Origin of the sequence: Kaistia sp. UC242_56 (assembly GCF_044452255.1) — a bacterium.
Lineage (GTDB): Bacteria > Pseudomonadota > Alphaproteobacteria > Rhizobiales > Kaistiaceae > Kaistia > Kaistia defluvii_A.
In genome coordinates, this window is sequence record NZ_JBIOAN010000002.1 from 3,144,008 (window position 1) to 3,156,758 (window position 12,751).

The following is a 12,751-nucleotide window of genomic DNA, read 5'->3' on the forward strand; positions in this document are numbered from 1 at the left end:
GCTGGTATGCGTGCGGGACATAACCAGAGTGTGACGTCGATCACTTGATATCCAGCCCTCGATCGACACGTCTGATGCGCGAAACGTCGGATCAACCGACCTCCTCCTTGGAAGTGCGAATCCATCCGATGAAACCGACCTTGTGGCGGCAGAGAGCCGCGACCGCTCGAAAGCGGATCCGATCGGCCCTGCTGCGACGTCTGCGCCGTCTTCCCGTGCTGGGCACGCGGCTGGCGAGAGGCTGGCATGCCCGACGCTATAGGCGCCAGATGAAAGCAACCCTTCGCCTCGATCCCCCCGTCGGTTTCAACGATCTCATCATTCACAGGCTTCTCTACGACCGGGACCCGAGGTTGAAGATCGTCTGCGACAAACTCGCAGTGCGGGAGATGATCCGCGACCGGCTCGGTGCGACATACCTGATCCCGCTGTTGGGCACCTGGAACGACCCACGCGACATTGACTGGCAATCGCTGCCCGACCAATTCGTATTGAAGCCGACTCATTCGTCCGGGCCGATCGCAATCGTTCCGTATCTCGTTGAACGCGTACCGGAGAAGCTTGCCGGCATGGCGCGAGACTGGCTGCGGCATGACTATTTCGATAGTTCCCTCGAATGGGGATACCGCGATTTGCCGCGTCGGCTGATGGCCGAGGCATTGCTGCGCGGCCCGGATGGTCTTGCACCGGTTGAAGCGCACGTCCTCACCTTCGGCGGCCAGGTCGCGCTCATCCGCATCCTGACCGGGATAAAATCGACGCCGACACGACGCAACGACTGGTTCGATCGCAACGGAACCCGGCTCGACAACTTCTCGGGCGAGGTGGAGCAAAGCGGAATCAACCTCGACCAGCGCGACATAGACGCCATCGTCAAGGCGTCCGAGCGCATGTCGGCGGGGTTCGATCATCTTCGCGTCGACATGTATTTGACCGACAACGGGCTCAAGATCGGTGAGTTGACGCCGTATCACGGCGCCGGACTGACCGTCTGGCGGGGGCCGGTACAAGATGAAGTCCTCGCGGCTGCCTGGCGAGATCCCGGCCAGATCCACCGCATTTCCGAGATCGGCGCGACGAGGCGCGACGGACAACAGGCTTAGCGCTGCCGCACCCGTGTCGGCATGGCAACACTCTGCAAGATCGAGGGCGAACAACAGCAATACGCTGGGAGACTCGATCGCCTCGGGCCGCCGAATCGCATATTCCGCGACGGATCACCCTCATCGCGTCCGCCGGACCTCGCATGCATCTTTGTTCGTCCCGCGTGGGACAGCTCGCCAAGACAGCGAGCCAAACTTACAAGCGCCTTCACGGTCACATCCCCTATCACGGGGCGGGCCTCACCCGATGGATCAAGCCCGGGGCGGAGCGGGCCGGCGCATGAAGGTTCCGCCGGCTCTCCTCCGAACCTGCCGCAGCATCCAGCGGCGGCTGGTCCGCAAGGCACGGCAGATGCCAATCTTGGGCGACCGGCTGCTTCGCCGCTTGCACATCCAGCGCTATACGGCCGCGATGGGCGAGGCGCCCCGGCTGGCGCCGCCGGTCACCTATTCCGAGCACCTGCTGCATCGCATAATCTACGACCGCGACCCGCGCCTAAAGATCGTATCCGACAAGCTCGCCGTTCGGACGTTGATCCGGGATCGCGTTGGCGAGAGCTTTCTCGTACCGCTCCTGGGCAGCTGGGAGGATCCGGACGACATTCCCTGGGCAACCTTGCCGGAAAGGTTCGTCCTGAAGCCGAACCACGGCTCCGGCATGGTGGCGATCGTCTCCGACGCCGCGCGCCTGCAGCGGGCCGAGATCGAGGCAGAGATGCGGCGATGGTTGCGCCTCGACTATTTCGATATCGCCTATGAATGGGGATATCGAAAGCTGCCGCGGCGCCTGATGGCGGAACCCCTACTGTTGGGCCCCGATGGCCATCCGCCGGTCGAAGCGCAGGTCATGACCTTTCATGGCCGCGCCGTGATGATCCGGATTTTGACCGGCAAGAAGGGTCGCGACACGCGCCATGGCAACTGGTTCGATATCGATGGCAACGAACTGAGCCTGCAGTCGCGGAATATCCCGGTCGGCGCCTATTCGCTCTCGCGATCGACGGCGCATGCACTGGCGGAGATAGCGGTCCGCGCGGCGTCCGGCTTCGATCATCTGCGCGTCGATTTCTACCTGACCGATCAAGGGTTCAAGATCGGCGAACTCACCGCCTACCATGCCAGCGCGATCGTCGAATGGAACGAGCCGCGCTTCAACGAGTTGCTCGGTCGCTGCTGGAGCGACCCGGCCGAAGCGGCCGCATCGCGCAGCCAGACAGCCCTTCGCTCTCTCCGGCGAGAGGTGCCCATCGCAGATGCGCCTCGCGCCAGCCGCCTCAACGCACTGCATCAAGCTAACGTCGAAAGCCGAGCCAAAGAAATCGTGACTTCGAAAGAGAGCGCGATCCTCCTAAGGTAGGCTTAGAATAAGCGCCCTTATAAGAGGCCCCATGGCTCCGCATCGTCCCCCCGCCCGGATCCTTCTTCCCCTGATCGTCGCCTGCGCGCTGTTCATGGAGAACCTCGATTCCACCGTCCTGTCGACCTCGCTTCCCGCCATCGCCCGCGATTTCGGCGTCAGCCCGATCGATCTGAAGCTGGCGCTGACGTCCTACCTGCTCACCATCGCCATCTTCATCCCCGCTTCCGGCTGGGTGGCGGACCGCTTCGGCGCCCGCTCCGTCTTCCGCCTGGCGATCATCCTGTTCACGCTGGGCTCGATCTGCTGCGGCCTATCCAGTTCGATCCTGGAGATCGTCGGCTCGCGCGTGCTGCAGGGGATCGGCGGCGCCATGATGGTGCCGGTCGGACGGCTGGTGATCCTCAAATCCGTGCAAAAATCCGAACTGGTCGGGGCGCTGGCCTGGCTGACCGTGCCGGCGCTGATCGGCCCGGTGGTGGGCCCCGTCGTGGGCGGCTTCATCACGACCTATTTCGACTGGCGCTGGATCTTCTGGATCAACGTGCCGATCGGCGTGCTCGGCGTGACGCTGGCCACCCTGTTCATTCCCGACATTCGCGGCGAAGAACAGGTGCGATTCGATTTCATCGGCTTCCTGCTCACCGCCTTCGGGATCGCCGGCTTCATCACCGGCTCGACCTCGCTCGGGCTCAACCTGATGCCCTGGCCCTATGTCGCGACCTGCCTGATCGGCGGCGCGGCGCTGCTGACGGTCTATTTCTTCTATAGCCGCCGGGTGGCCAATCCGATCCTCGACCTGTCGCTGTTCACGATCCCGAGCTTCGCGGCCAGCGTCTTCGGCGGCATGCTGTTCCGTATCGGCATCGGCGCCCTGCCCTTCCTGCTGCCCTTGATGCTGCAGCTCGGCTATGGGCTGACGCCGTTCCAGTCGGGCACCATCACCTTCGTCTCGGCGATCGGCGCGATCGCCATGAAGTTCGTCGCGCCGCCGCTGCTGCGGCGGCTGGGCTTCCGCACGGTGCTGATCGCGAACTCGTTCATCGCCGCGTTCTTTGTCGGCGTGCCGGCGGCGTTCTCGATCGGCACGCCGCTGCACCTGATCACCGGGCTGCTGTTCGTCGGCGGCTTCTTCCGCTCGCTGCAGTTCACCAGCGCCAACGCGCTGTCCTTCGCCGACGTGCCGGTATCGCGGATGAGCCGGGCGACGAGCATGACCAGCGTGTTCCAGCAATTGGCGCTGTCGCTCGGCATTTCGACCGGCGCGATCTCGCTGCAGCTGACGATGCGCGCCCATGGCGGCTCGGAGCTGGACCTGGCGGCGTTCCACCCGGCCTTCCTGGTGGTCGGCCTGATCGCGATGAGTTCGGTGATCTTCTTCATCGGCATGCCACGCGATGCCGGCTCGGAAATGTCGGGCCGCAGCGTCGCGGTCAAGGAGCTGGCGCCGGATCCCGTCACCGCCATGCGCGAGCGGGCCTAGGGCGGGACATCGCAGCTTACTTCACCTCTCCCGAGGAGAGGTGAAGTAGCCAGCCCCACACTCCGGCTCACGGACGCCAGGTGCCGTCGTCCTCGGCGGTGTCGCGGGCCTGGGCCTCATCGGCTGCGGTCTTGCGCCCCTTAAAGCCCTTGGCGAGCAGGAACAGCTCGACCGAGCCGGCGCGGCTGGCCGGCGGCTTGATGTGGTGCACCGAGGCAAAGTGCTGCTTCAGCTGGGTCAGCACCGTATTCTCGGCGCCGCCGCGAAACACCTTGGTCAGGAAGTGGCCGCCCGGCTTCAGCACGCTGATGGCGAAATCGACCGCAACCTCGCAGAGGAAGATCGTGCGCAGATGGTCGGTCTTCTGGTGGCCCGTCGTGGGCGCCGCCATGTCGGACAGCACGACATCGGCGCGGGCACCCAGCGCCTGCTCCAGCAGAGCCGGCGCGTCCTCGTCGAGGAAGTCCTTCTTGAACAGGATGACGCCCGGAAGCTCGTCCATCTCCAGATAGTCGATGGCGACGACGCGCTTGTCGTCATCCGTCGAACCGACCCGCTCGACCGCCACCTGCGACCAGCCGCCGGGCGCGGCGCCCAGGTCGACCACCCGCATGCCGGGCCCGAGAATGTGGTGCTTGTCGTCGATCTCGATCAGCTTGTAGGCGGCGCGCGAGCGATAGCCCTCGCGCTTCGAACGCGCGACATAGGGATCGTTCAGCTGGCGCTCCAGCCAACGCTGCGACGAGGCCGTGCGGCCGCGCGAAGTCTTGACGCGCACAGTGAGCTCGCGCCCGCCGGATCCACGTCCCGAATTGTTCTTGGTGCCGGTCATGACGGCCTTCCATTCTGCCGATGCGGCGAACGGCGCCACACACCGTCTTCCGCCATCATCTCCACCAGTATTCCTTCGCGCAAGCCACGGTCGGCCACCCGAAGCCGCTGGCAAGGCCAGCGCCGGCGGATCGCCTCGAGGATGGCGCAGCCTGCCAATACCAGATCCGCGCGTTCCTTGCCGATGCAGGGATTGGCGATCCGGGCGGCGTAATCCATGCCGGTCAGCGTGTTCATCATCAGGTTGACTTCGTCGCCCGTCATCCAGGTTCCGTCAACCCGGCGCCGGTCATAGCGCTCGAGGCCGAGATGCACGCCGGCGAGCGTCGTCACGGTGCCGGAGGTGCCCAGCATGTGCAGATTGCCCGCCGCGACCGCCTGGTCCAGCGCGTCCGCCTCCGGGAAATCCCGCAGCATGTCGGTCACTTCCGCGACCATCGCCTCGAACACCTCGGTCGTCACCAACTCGCCGCCATGGCGCTCGCTCAGCGTCACCACGCCAACCGGCAGCGAGGCCCAGGTGCGGATCCGATCTGACATGCGCCGGCGCCGTGCCTCGGCCGGACGGGTCAGGTCGATCCAGACCAGTTCGGACGACCCACCACCAATGTCGAACAGCAGGGCGCCGTTCGAATTCGGGTCGATCAGCGAGGCGCAGCCGGATACGGCGAGCCTCGCCTCGGTCTCGCGCGAGACGATCTCCAGCACCAGGCCGGTCTCGCTGCGCACGCGCTCGAGAAAGATCGCGCCATTCTCGGCCGATCGGCACGCTTCCGTGGCGATCAGCCGGGCGCGTACGACGCCGCGATCCGCCAGCTTGGAACGGCAGATGCGAAGGGCGTCCACCGCCCGGTCCATCGCCGCTTCGCCCAGACGGCCGCTCCGACCAACACCCTCGCCGAGCCGGACGATGCGCGAAAACGCATCGACGACACGAAACCCCCGCTCGCGCGGCTGCGCGATCAGCAGGCGGCAATTATTGGTTCCCAGATCCAGCGCCGCATAAAGCGCATCCGGCGCCGGCTCGGCGCGCGGCCGCGGTTCAGGACGCGTCGAAAAGCGCGCCTCGTTACCTTGCGACGATCGGGCTGGATTGACAGCGGGACGCGCGTGTCCGGCATGGCCGGGTCGCGCTCCGCCATGCACCGGAGGGCGAGACCCTGAGTCCCGCTCCGTCGCACCGGAACGCGCCGCTTCGGCGAGCTTGCCGTTTCCGGCCTTCGCGTCGGCGGGCTTTTGCCCCGATGCATAGACAGGCCCGCGCTTCTTGCGCCGCCTGCCCTTCTTCTTGCCGACGCGTCCTGGGCCATTGGCCGTATGGGCCTGGCCAGAACCATCGGCGGTCCCGACGTGGTTCCGTGGCGTGGCCACGGAATCACTGACGGGCGCACCGGACTCCGCGATCAGCGGATCCTCGCCCGAGATTGTCACATCAAATCCTTCGGCTGCGCGGACACAGGGCAAAATGAGCCCGGCGCGCAGCTCATCGCGTGCCTTGTTGGGGCTGAGTGTAGCAGCAAGCAGCGACGGCACAAGCGCAGGCCGGCAATGAGCTTTGCCGGCAAGGCGGTCCGGCCCGCCGGGCTCCGGCGCCAGATGGCGGACTCGTCATGCTTAACGGATTCCTTCGGCTTCTTGGAAAAGCCACAAATTGCCGTTCTTTGAAGGCAAGTGCAGCTGCGCCAGGCGAGCCGATCGCACGCATTTCGGGAGGTGGGTTGCCTCATCGGCCTTGGCGTGAGAGTTTTATCGAACGATTAACCAGGCTTGGAGCCTCCTTGATCAGACTATCAAACCCGATGCGCTCGCGATCCCGCCGCATCCAGCCTGCCCTTTCCGGGTGGATGCGTGGCCTGATCGGCCTGTCGCTGGGACTGCTGCTCCCGGCCGTGGCCCTTGCTGATGACAGCACGTCGCGCGAGCTCATCGAGGCCCGCATCGCCTATTACGCCAAGACCTACAACGTGCCGGTCGACCTGCTGCGAAAAGTGGTCCGCACCGAAAGCACTTTCAATCCCGCGGCGCGCAACGGTCCCTATTGGGGCCTGATGCAGATCCGGCATAACACCGCCCAGGGCCTCGGCTACCAGGGCGCGCCCACCGGCCTTCTCGACGCGGAAACCAACCTCATCTATGGCGGCGCCTATCTGGCCAATGCCTATATCGTCGCCGGCGGCAACGCGGCCCGCGCCCACAGCCTCTACAAGAGCGGCTATTACTACGAGGCGAAGCGCAAGCGCCTGCTGTCGAAACTGATCAAGGTGCCGATGGGCACGACGCCGGTGCTGGTCGCCGGCAAGATCGTCACCCGCCCGTCGAACAAGTCCATGCTGGCGCTCGCTGCCCCGGTCGCCGCAACGCCGGCAACGCAGAAGGCGCCGACCGAAAAGCTGGTGCTGGCCGAGGGCGCCAAGCCCGATATCGCCGCCGAGGCGGACGCAACCTCGGTCGCCGTCGCGACCGCCATGGCGCCCGTCCCGCTGCGCAAGCCCGTCGTCGCCGCCCCCGTCGTCGAGATGGCGGCCATCGTCCCGCCGATCCTGCCGCGTCCCCGGCCCGCCACCTCGGCGCAGGTCGCGACCAGCCAGGATGCCGACGGCAAGGAAACCAAGGGATCGGCCGCGGCCCCGGTTCGCGGGCTGCTCTACGCCACCGCGATCCTGCCGCCCTCGAAGGTCATCCGGCCCGACTATGCCGAGCAGACCCTCGCACAGCCGGAACTGGCGCTGGCCAGCGCGTCGTCGTCGCGCTTCGCCAAGGATGCGACGGCCTTGGCCTTCGCGACGCCCTCGCCAGCACGGCTTTCCGCCGCTCATAAGCTGCCCGCCGCCATTCGCATCGCCTCGACCGATGACGGCATCCGCTCCGATGCGCCCGGCTGCTGCCGGATGGATGCGCCGGTCGACGCGGCCGCCGCTCCCCTGCCCCGCGCCCGCCCGGCCCACAAGAACAACTGACCGGCGGCTAGGCTTGACGGCAGCTTGACCCCGCATCGTCCCGATGCCTAGCTGACGTCATCCGGCGCGGGCCGGTTGCGATCGAGACCCCATCCGCAAGAGACGGGGCTCGTGACGGGAGGGACGGAGCATGAGAACCTTCACCGAAGGCGGCACGATGCAGGTCGCCTATGTCGTCCGCGATCTCGAAGCGGCGATGAAGCGGCACTGGGACATCTTCAAGATCGGCCCCTGGGACATCTACCAGTTCGAACCCGGCAAGGTTCAGAACTATTTCTATCGCGGCAAGCCGGCGACGCACACCTGCCTGATCGCGGTCGCCTGGAGCGGCGACACCCAGCTCGAACTGATGCAGCCGCTGACCGGCTACAGCATCTATGACGAGCATCTCGAAAAGCACGGCGAAGGCCTGCACCACATCAAGCTGTTCTATGCGGATTGCCAGAAGGCGGTCGAGACCTTCACCCGCCAGGGCTATCCGGTGATCCAGAGCGGCCGGATCGACGAGGACGAGCACTACTATCTCGATACCGAGAAGGACTTCGGCTACATCGTCGAACTCGGCAATGCCGGCCGAATTCGCCCGGCCGAGCGCCGCTACCCGGCCTGATACCGCCTCGTCGGCGCACCCAGACACTAAGGCCCCCTTGCGATCCGGCGCCGCAGCCGCCACCTGTCGGTGGCCATTGCATGCATCGGAGCGACACATGACTTTCAACGGGCTCTGGGCGACGAAGACGGGCGACGCGGTTTCCGTCGCCCTCGTCGGCCTCGAAGACGACCAGCTGATGGATGGCGACGTCACCGTCGCCGTCGATTATTCCACCGTCAATTACAAGGACGGGCTGGCCGTCACGGGCCGCGGCGCGATCATCCGAAAATTCCCGCTGATCCCGGGCATCGACCTCGCCGGCACGGTCGAGAGCTCGCGCAATCCCGGCTTCAAGCCCGGCGACCGTGTCGTGCTGAACGGCTTCGAGCTGAGCATGACGCATCATGGCGGCTATGCGCAGCGCGCCCGCGTGCCTGCCGAATGGCTGGTGAAGCTGCCCGATACCATTTCTGCCAAGGAGGCGATGGCGATCGGCACGGCGGGCTACACGGCGATGCTGAGCGTGCTGGCGCTGGAGCATGGCGGCATCACGCCCGATCGCGGTCCGGTGCTGGTGACGGGCGCTTCCGGCGGGGTCGGCTCGATCTCGGTAGCGCTGCTCTCCAAGCTCGGCTACCGCGTCATCGCCTCGACCGGCCGCCTGCAGGAGGCGGACTATCTGAAGCGGCTCGGCGCCACGGAGATCCTCGACCGGGCCACGCTTTCGGCCCCCGGCGCGCCGATCGCCGCGCCGAAATGGGCCGGCGCCATCGACAGCTGCGGCGGACATACGCTTGCCAACGTGCTGGCGCAGACCGACTATCGCGGCACGGTGACCGCCTGCGGCCTTGCCGACAGCATGGAACTTCCCGCCGCCATGCATCCGTTCATCCTGCGAAACGTGACGCTGGCCGGCATCGATTCCGTCAATGCGCCGCAGTCTGTCCGCCAGATCGCCTGGAGCCGGCTGGCAACCGATCTCGACCTCGGCAAGCTTGAAACGACCGTGCAGGAGATCGGCCTCGCCGACGTGCCGCGAGTCGCGGCCGACATCCTCGAAGGCAAGGTTCGCGGCCGCACGCTGGTCGACGTCAACCGCTGACCTCGAGGCGATAGCCCGTTATCCGGATGGCTCGGCCGGGCCGTCCGGATCGAAGGTGTAGCGGAAGTCGCAATGCTCGGCGCCTTCCATGAGCGTCTGCGTGCGCTGAAACGCGATGCGAGGGTCGTAGCCCTGGCAGAACACGCCATCGCGATTGCAGGAACAGCAGATGGCCGATCGTCCCCAGGCCCATCTCGCGATAGGTCTCGGCGTAGCGGCAGCGGCGGACATTGTAGTCGAAATGCGTATCCGTCGCCCGCAACACCTCGATCTCCAGGGCATCGTCCTGAGTCCAGAGCGACAGCAGGTCCTGGAAGGTACGAAGGCTGGTGCCGCCCTCGGTCCGCTCGGCAAAGGCGCGGCCGGCATCGATCGCCGCCTGGCTGATCGCGGTGTCGAGAATGGCCTGCGCCCGCGCCTCGCCGATTTCCCGCACCATGCCGGCATAGATCGGCGCGATGATTGCCGCCTCGATACGCCGGCGCTGCAGGATGCCGATCTCGCCCTCGGTCGCCGTCGCTCCGGTTTCCGTTTCCGCCATGGCCCACCTCCAAAAGAACTGCCGCCGCCCATCGCCGGGATGGAAGGGCGATCATAGGCCCGAAACCGGCAAACGGTCAGCCCGGGGAGCCGCGGCATCCGACCTCAGAGCGGACCGTCGGCTCGCAGGCATCGCGTGACAGGTGCCGCAGCCCGCTCCAGGCGGTAGAAGCCACGCCCCGCGACGCGAGGGTCGCAGGGCGTGGTTAGGTTTGGCGGATAGCCGGGCTCAGGCGGCCTTTGGCGGCGCCATCAGCATCGCCGTCGCGTCAGAGGCGATGCCTTCCAGCTTCTGGAGCGGCAGCACGAGCGGCGCCTTCACGTCGGCGAGCGCTTTCAGATCAATGGCCGTGAAATTGAGGCTGCGATAGTCGCGCACGAAGAAGATCTTGCGATCCAGGTCGGAGAGGCTGGTCCAGCAGGTGAACTCCGTCGCATAGGGCGCATCGGCCTTCTCCTGCAGGCCCTCGACCTCCATATGGCCGCCGCCCTGCGTGGGATAGTCGATGGAAACGCCCCGCGGCCGATCGAAATTGTTCATCACATGGGCGAGCGTCTTGACCGCGAGGTCGGGCGTGGCCGCCTTCTCCGCGAACTGGGCGTAGAAGACGGCGCGGACGAAGCGGCCAACCGAGGTATTGGAGGCCGGCAAACCGGCCGTGGCGATGCCGGAATCCGGCTGCCGCGCCTGGTAGCTTCCGAAGGTGGCGGAGGACTGATCGACATTGGTGAGGAAGGTGTAATTGTCGAGATTGGTCAGGTGCCAGCTGAACTTCGGACCATTGGTCATGACGCCGACCGGGTTGTCGTAGACCGTCATGACGCCATGATCGAACTCGATCACCAGCGACGCGCCGGTCGCGTCATGCACGACGTAATGGAAGGGCGAGACGACGCCGCCGAGCAGGGCGAGCGGCTGCAGCTCGATCGGCTGCTTTTCCAGCGCCGCCTTGACCTCGGCCACCGAGGCGAACTGGCCGAGCGCCCAGCTGCCAAGATCGGAGGCCGAAAGCACGGATTGGGTGATATCCGCCGATTTCTGCGCGCCGGCCGCCGTCGGATAGGACAGCAGACTGAAGGTCAGGCCCTGATCGTTGAGGCCCTCAAGCACCTTGAGATCGGCAAGGCCGATCGGCGCCTCGGGCGTCGGCACGCGACAGGGCATGGCGACCGCGAGGACGCCGAAGCGGGCGGCGTAGGTAAGCGATGCCTTGCCGTCGACCTCCGAGATGGTCTCGTAGCCCGGCGGGAAATAGGTGACCTGGTAGGGCAGATCGACCGTGAGTTCGAGCGTCCGGCCGAAATAGACCTTGCCGCTGGCATCCTTGTAACCGAGGGACGTGCACATCTCAGCACTGTTCTCCGCATGCAGTCAGATTGAAAAGAAGTTCGCGCCGCCTGGCATGCGACGCGGGAAGCGGCTGCCCGCCGGGCCGGGAGGCATGACGCCGGCCTGCGGCCGCCACGGGGTCGGAAGTCACGTCAGGGCCTCCTCAGGCAGTACTCATTCCGTACGGGCCGATCGTCCAAGCCAAGGCTGCCGATCCGTCTCCGCAATCCCATCATGCCCCTATCCGGCGACGGCGAGATGGCGCCGATGCCGTCCGCCCCGTCGCGGTGCGGTTGCAATGTACAGTCCACCACAGCCAGCGCCAAGCGCTTAGGATATCCACAGCCGAGGTCGCGCCGCCCGGAACGCGACGAGACGCATTTGAGCGGGAAACAACGCGCCCGGCATCAAATGCAGAAAGAATGCCGCTACGTAACACTACTAATCTTGGCGCCAAACCTAGCCAGACCAAGCCCATCAGATCAACCGACTGGATAAACAGTTGCCAATCCCAGGTTGCCCTGATAGGCGCCAGGTTGTATTCTTTATGCACTTCGCAGGAACCAAAAATACTTCAAAAATTGAAATAAAATAGCAAGGAGGCACTGCGTGAGCTTACTTCACTTGACCTCAAGAGCTGTTGCCGGAATTTCCGGCGCAGGTGACAAGGAAGAGTTAAAGGTAGCTCTCTATGCGGCGGTACAGTCGCTGGGATTCGACAGTTTCAATATCGCGTTCGAGAAGAGCGCCAAGCGCGAATTCATGACCGAGCCGACCTTGACCATTTGGTCCTACGACGATCTGGTCGCCTATGCTGGCGATGGCTGGGCGGAGCGCGATCCCCTGCTCGACTATGCCGCGACGGGCACCGATCCGCTCTACTGGCAAACGCCGAGTTGGAATCAGAACGGCCACCCCGACTATTATGAATACATAAAACACGTTGGAGTTTTCGGCGGCCTGACGGTCCCGTTGCCGGGAAGCCCGGACAAGCTCGGCGCGCTGACCCTGCTGTCCCTGGCCGACCGCAAGCACGACAAGGACGTGACGCATGCCGTCTCGATCGTCGCCATGATGGCCAGGGCCAAGGCCGCCGCCGTCGGCTTGGCGTCCGGCCAGGAATCCGGCGCGAGCGCCAAGTTTCGCGCGCTGTCCTCGCTGCAGCGCGAAATTCTCAAATGGATGGCGAACGGCAAATCGAACGTCGAGATCGCGGTGATCGTCTCGCAGTCAAAGCGCTCGATCGACTACCACGTGATCGAAATCCTGAAGAAGCTCGAGGTAAGCTCGCGCGCCCAGGCGGCCGCGATCTACGCGGCGCTGTAAGACGCACAGGCCGAAGTAGACAGCAGGCCCTCGGAAATCCCGATTGCGCCAGAATCCGAGGAATCCCCTACGTCAGCACTGTCAACGGCCCGGCAACGGTGGCAGGATGGAGAGACAGGTTCACGGCTGA

General features: G+C 65.3%; 10 protein-coding genes and 1 pseudogene. 7 read left to right on the forward strand and 4 right to left on the reverse strand.

What is annotated here, in order from left to right; genetic code table 11:
- Positions 1 to 74 precede the first annotated feature (74 nt).
- From ACHMWQ_RS17435 to ACHMWQ_RS17445, 3 genes are all read left to right on the forward strand, one after another.
- Positions 75 to 1,103: an ATP-grasp fold amidoligase family protein gene (locus ACHMWQ_RS17435; protein ID WP_396308443.1), complete on the forward strand. Its 1,029-nt coding sequence runs from the start codon at positions 75 to 77 to the stop codon at positions 1,101 to 1,103.
- Positions 1,104 to 1,254: 151 nt separating this feature from the next.
- On the forward strand, positions 1,255 to 2,460 hold the full coding sequence (locus ACHMWQ_RS17440; RefSeq protein ID WP_396308444.1) for an ATP-grasp fold amidoligase family protein: 1,206 nt from the start codon (positions 1,255 to 1,257) through the stop codon (positions 2,458 to 2,460).
- A gap of 31 nt (positions 2,461 to 2,491) precedes the next feature.
- Positions 2,492 to 3,943, forward strand: a complete 1,452-nt coding sequence (locus ACHMWQ_RS17445; protein ID WP_396308445.1) for an MFS transporter — start codon at positions 2,492 to 2,494, stop codon at positions 3,941 to 3,943.
- Between the two features lie 67 nt (positions 3,944 to 4,010).
- On the opposite strand, the gene ACHMWQ_RS17450 is transcribed toward ACHMWQ_RS17445, so the two are convergent.
- Positions 4,011 to 4,775: an RlmE family RNA methyltransferase gene (locus ACHMWQ_RS17450; protein ID WP_354549826.1), complete on the reverse strand. Its 765-nt coding sequence runs from the start codon at positions 4,773 to 4,775 to the stop codon at positions 4,011 to 4,013.
- On the reverse strand, positions 4,772 to 6,205 hold the full coding sequence (locus tag ACHMWQ_RS17455; RefSeq protein ID WP_396308446.1) for a Ppx/GppA phosphatase family protein: 1,434 nt from the start codon (positions 6,203 to 6,205) through the stop codon (positions 4,772 to 4,774). The genes ACHMWQ_RS17450 and ACHMWQ_RS17455 overlap by 4 nt, the downstream gene beginning before the upstream one ends.
- A 347-nt stretch (positions 6,206 to 6,552) precedes the next feature.
- On the opposite strand from ACHMWQ_RS17455, the gene ACHMWQ_RS17460 reads away from it, so the two are divergent.
- The 3 genes from ACHMWQ_RS17460 to ACHMWQ_RS17470 all read left to right on the forward strand — a co-directional run bounded on the left by ACHMWQ_RS17460 (position 6,553) and on the right by ACHMWQ_RS17470 (position 9,425).
- Complete coding sequence (locus tag ACHMWQ_RS17460) at positions 6,553 to 7,731, forward strand: transglycosylase SLT domain-containing protein (RefSeq protein ID WP_396308447.1); 1,179 nt, start codon at positions 6,553 to 6,555, stop codon at positions 7,729 to 7,731.
- 130 nt (positions 7,732 to 7,861) lie between these two features.
- Positions 7,862 to 8,341: a VOC family protein gene (locus ACHMWQ_RS17465; protein ID WP_396308448.1), complete on the forward strand. Its 480-nt coding sequence runs from the start codon at positions 7,862 to 7,864 to the stop codon at positions 8,339 to 8,341.
- Positions 8,342 to 8,438: 97 nt separating this feature from the next.
- Positions 8,439 to 9,425, forward strand: coding sequence for an MDR family oxidoreductase (locus tag ACHMWQ_RS17470; protein WP_396308449.1), 987 nt, complete (start codon positions 8,439 to 8,441; stop codon positions 9,423 to 9,425).
- Positions 9,426 to 9,443: 18 nt separating this feature from the next.
- Here the strand turns inward: ACHMWQ_RS17470 and ACHMWQ_RS17475 are convergent.
- Positions 9,444 to 9,966: pseudogene (locus ACHMWQ_RS17475) on the reverse strand (L-2-amino-thiazoline-4-carboxylic acid hydrolase).
- A 228-nt stretch (positions 9,967 to 10,194) separates the two neighbouring features.
- Positions 10,195 to 11,313, reverse strand: a complete 1,119-nt coding sequence (locus tag ACHMWQ_RS17480; protein ID WP_396308450.1) for a linear amide C-N hydrolase — start codon at positions 11,311 to 11,313, stop codon at positions 10,195 to 10,197.
- Positions 11,314 to 11,904: 591 nt separating this feature from the next.
- Here ACHMWQ_RS17480 and ACHMWQ_RS17485 point away from each other — a divergent pair.
- On the forward strand, positions 11,905 to 12,621 hold the full coding sequence (locus ACHMWQ_RS17485) for a LuxR C-terminal-related transcriptional regulator (RefSeq protein ID WP_396308451.1): 717 nt from the start codon (positions 11,905 to 11,907) through the stop codon (positions 12,619 to 12,621).
- Positions 12,622 to 12,751 lie beyond the last annotated feature (130 nt).

Coding starts and splice junctions, on each gene's coding strand:
- ACHMWQ_RS17480 (WP_396308450.1), bottom strand. CDS start 11,313: ATGTGCACGTCCCTCGGTTACAAGGATGCCAGCGGCAAGGTCTATTTC.
- ACHMWQ_RS17465 (WP_396308448.1), top strand. CDS start 7,862: ATGAGAACCTTCACCGAAGGCGGCACGATGCAGGTCGCCTATGTCGTC.
- ACHMWQ_RS17435 (WP_396308443.1), top strand. CDS start 75: ATGCGCGAAACGTCGGATCAACCGACCTCCTCCTTGGAAGTGCGAATC.
- ACHMWQ_RS17450 (WP_354549826.1), bottom strand. CDS start 4,775: ATGACCGGCACCAAGAACAATTCGGGACGTGGATCCGGCGGGCGCGAG.
- ACHMWQ_RS17470 (WP_396308449.1), top strand. CDS start 8,439: ATGACTTTCAACGGGCTCTGGGCGACGAAGACGGGCGACGCGGTTTCC.
- ACHMWQ_RS17445 (WP_396308445.1), top strand. CDS start 2,492: ATGGCTCCGCATCGTCCCCCCGCCCGGATCCTTCTTCCCCTGATCGTC.